This window comes from Nocardia carnea (assembly GCF_029868855.1).
GTDB lineage: Bacteria > Actinomycetota > Actinomycetes > Mycobacteriales > Mycobacteriaceae > Nocardia > Nocardia carnea_A.
The window spans coordinates 1-2,374 of sequence record NZ_JARWOV010000264.1; the positions used below are offsets into that span (position 1 = coordinate 1).

Below are 2,374 nucleotides of genomic sequence, written 5' to 3' on the forward strand. Positions count from 1 at the left end.
TACTGCAGCGGACCGACCTCGGTGTACAGGATGATCACGGCCAGGACGGCACCGATGCGTTGCCGGGACGCGCCGTCCTTGCGGCCGGCGTCGGGTCTGCCCGTGTCGTCGCGTGCCGGGTCGGATTCGATGGTTGACATGAGAACTCCAGAAAGTGGGTGACTACGAGACGAACTGGATCGGCGGGATCACCGGTGGCGCAGACGACGGCGAACGAGGAACTTCTGCACCTTGCCGCCGACGGTGCGGGATAAGCCGGCCACGATATGGGGTATGCGGTGCGGCGGCCGGTCCACCGGCCGGCAATTCTCCGATGCCGCGGCGGGTCCACGATCCCCCGTGTTCGCATCGTTCCACCGGTTCGGGAGGGGGACTGTACGCATAGTGAAGCTCCAATAGCCCGGTGTGGGTAACCGGCGGGTCCGTTCCGCCGCACCGCTGCACGACTCCGAGCTACCCGGTCAGGACCGGTCACACATCGAATACGAGAGTCGCACTCTATCTGAGAGTAGAGCGCCACTCTCGTTTTGGGATGCGTTATTCACAAATCGACGAGCACGATTTCCAGACGGCGAGCGTGCGGCTCACTGCGGCAGCCACCGGACCGCTGCGATCAGAGCCGAGATCTACTGCGCCGTAACGCTCGGCGGCCACAAGCACGACGAGCCGAGCCCATGGTGGGCAGGAGTTGATCCACCACCGCGACGACAACGGCTGCCGCGTTCGCCGCGCTCTCGGAGCTCGCGACCACGGCCCGCAGCAGGTCAGATCATGCCCCACCGGAATCCCGGCACACCTCGGAGTGCCGGCCGGAAGTACGACTGCACCCGTGGGTCGGCGGAATCCGCCAGCTCCTCGATAGTCCCCGCAGCGAGCAACCGCCCCTCTTCGACGATCGCGATCAGATCGGCGTAGCCGGTGGCGGTGAGCATCGGCACGTCGCCGGTGACCACGAGCAGAGCCATCCCGTTGTCGGCGCACTCGCGGAGCGATTTCCACACGCCGAAGGCGGTACCCCGGTCGAGAGAGGCGGTCGGACCGTCCGCGATCAGCACGTCGGGAGCCACGAGCAGGGCGGCCGCGACAGCCGCGCGTTGGATCTGCCCGGCCGAATTGTGTTTCGGCAGAGACTCGAGCGCGTCCACCGGATAGTAGGCCGCCGCACAGGCTCGAGCGACGGCCCACTCACCGTGCCGCTGCTCGAGCGTCCGCAGTTGCTCGCCGACGGTGCGGTCGGGGACGAAGGCGTCGATGCCGTCCTGGGGTATGTAGCCGACGGTGCCCTCTATCAGCACCTCGCCGGTAGTCCGCGCGGTAGCGGGCAGGCGATCGGTGAGAGCCCAGGTAATCATCGTCTTCCCGGCGCCGGGACCTCCGAGCAGGGCGGTGATACATCCGGCCGGAACCCGCAAACTCACTTCGGTGAGAACGGTGTCGCTCCAACGCCCGGTGTCGATGTGCACCGTCAGAGCTCTCAGTTCGGCTGTCATGTGACCAGTGTCGAGTCTGGTGCGCTGCTGTCAAACATCGGACCTCCACCGGGCCGCCCTGCCGGGCGAGCCGCGTCCGCGGCCGGGCGCGACAAGACCGGCAATATGACCGATATCGACCTCTTGGCCGATCGGGCAGACTGAGGCCCCGTCGTCGGCGAACGACCGTCGAGGAGTCGGCGACCGTGCGTCGGACCCGGAATGGAGGGCGGCGCCGAACACAGCCCGCTCGCGCGGCGATGGGTGAGCGAATCCGGCCGGTTCGCCGGCGCTGTCTGCGCGACCTCGAAGACAGACCTCGGGCACGGATTTCCCGCGCTCGCCCGAAAAGAAAACCATCAATCGGTGTTGAAGGAGAATCCCAGTGCCGCAATACTTCCTGACCCTGCCCCATGACAGTGCCGAGGAACCGACGATGGAGTCGATGCAGGACATGGACCCCGCCGAACTGGAAACGATGATGGCCGCCGTCGACAAGTTCAACAACGACCTCGTCGCCGCCGAGGCGCTGATCGCCGCCGGTGGGCTGCATCCGCCCTCGACCGCCATCACCGTCGATGCCACCGGAGACGTCCCGTCGCATACCCGGGCGCCCTTCGTCGCGGCCACCGAGTACGTCGGTGGCTTCTGGATCATCGACGCCGACGACGAATCCGCCGCCGTGACCTGGGCCGAACAAGCCTCCACCGCGCTGGGCTCACGCATCGAAGTCCGCGCACTTCAAGAAGCACCTCAGTAGAGATATGACAGAAGTCCCGCAGTGCACGCGCACTGCGGGAGTGGGGGAATTAGAGGTTGGGTCGGGGGGCATAGACAAACCGCCCCCAAATTGGGCCGGGCGAGTGAGTTATAGCCCACGCGGGCGCCCCGCGTGTTTGCGGGGG

2 protein-coding genes are annotated in these 2,374 nt (G+C 66.6%); one reads left to right on the top strand and one right to left on the bottom strand.

Annotated elements, in window-relative coordinates; genetic code table 11:
- Positions 1 to 764 precede the first annotated feature (764 nt).
- Complete coding sequence (locus QH195_RS27580; protein WP_280437545.1) at positions 765 to 1,490, bottom strand: ATP-binding cassette domain-containing protein; 726 nt, start codon at positions 1,488 to 1,490, stop codon at positions 765 to 767.
- Between the two features lie 364 nt (positions 1,491 to 1,854).
- On the opposite strand from QH195_RS27580, the gene QH195_RS27585 reads away from it, so the two are divergent.
- Positions 1,855 to 2,229 carry a YciI family protein gene (locus QH195_RS27585; protein WP_280425894.1) on the top strand — a complete coding sequence of 125 codons (375 nt, stop codon included), beginning with the start codon at positions 1,855 to 1,857 and terminating at the stop codon, positions 2,227 to 2,229.
- The last annotated feature ends 145 nt before the right edge of the window (positions 2,230 to 2,374 follow it).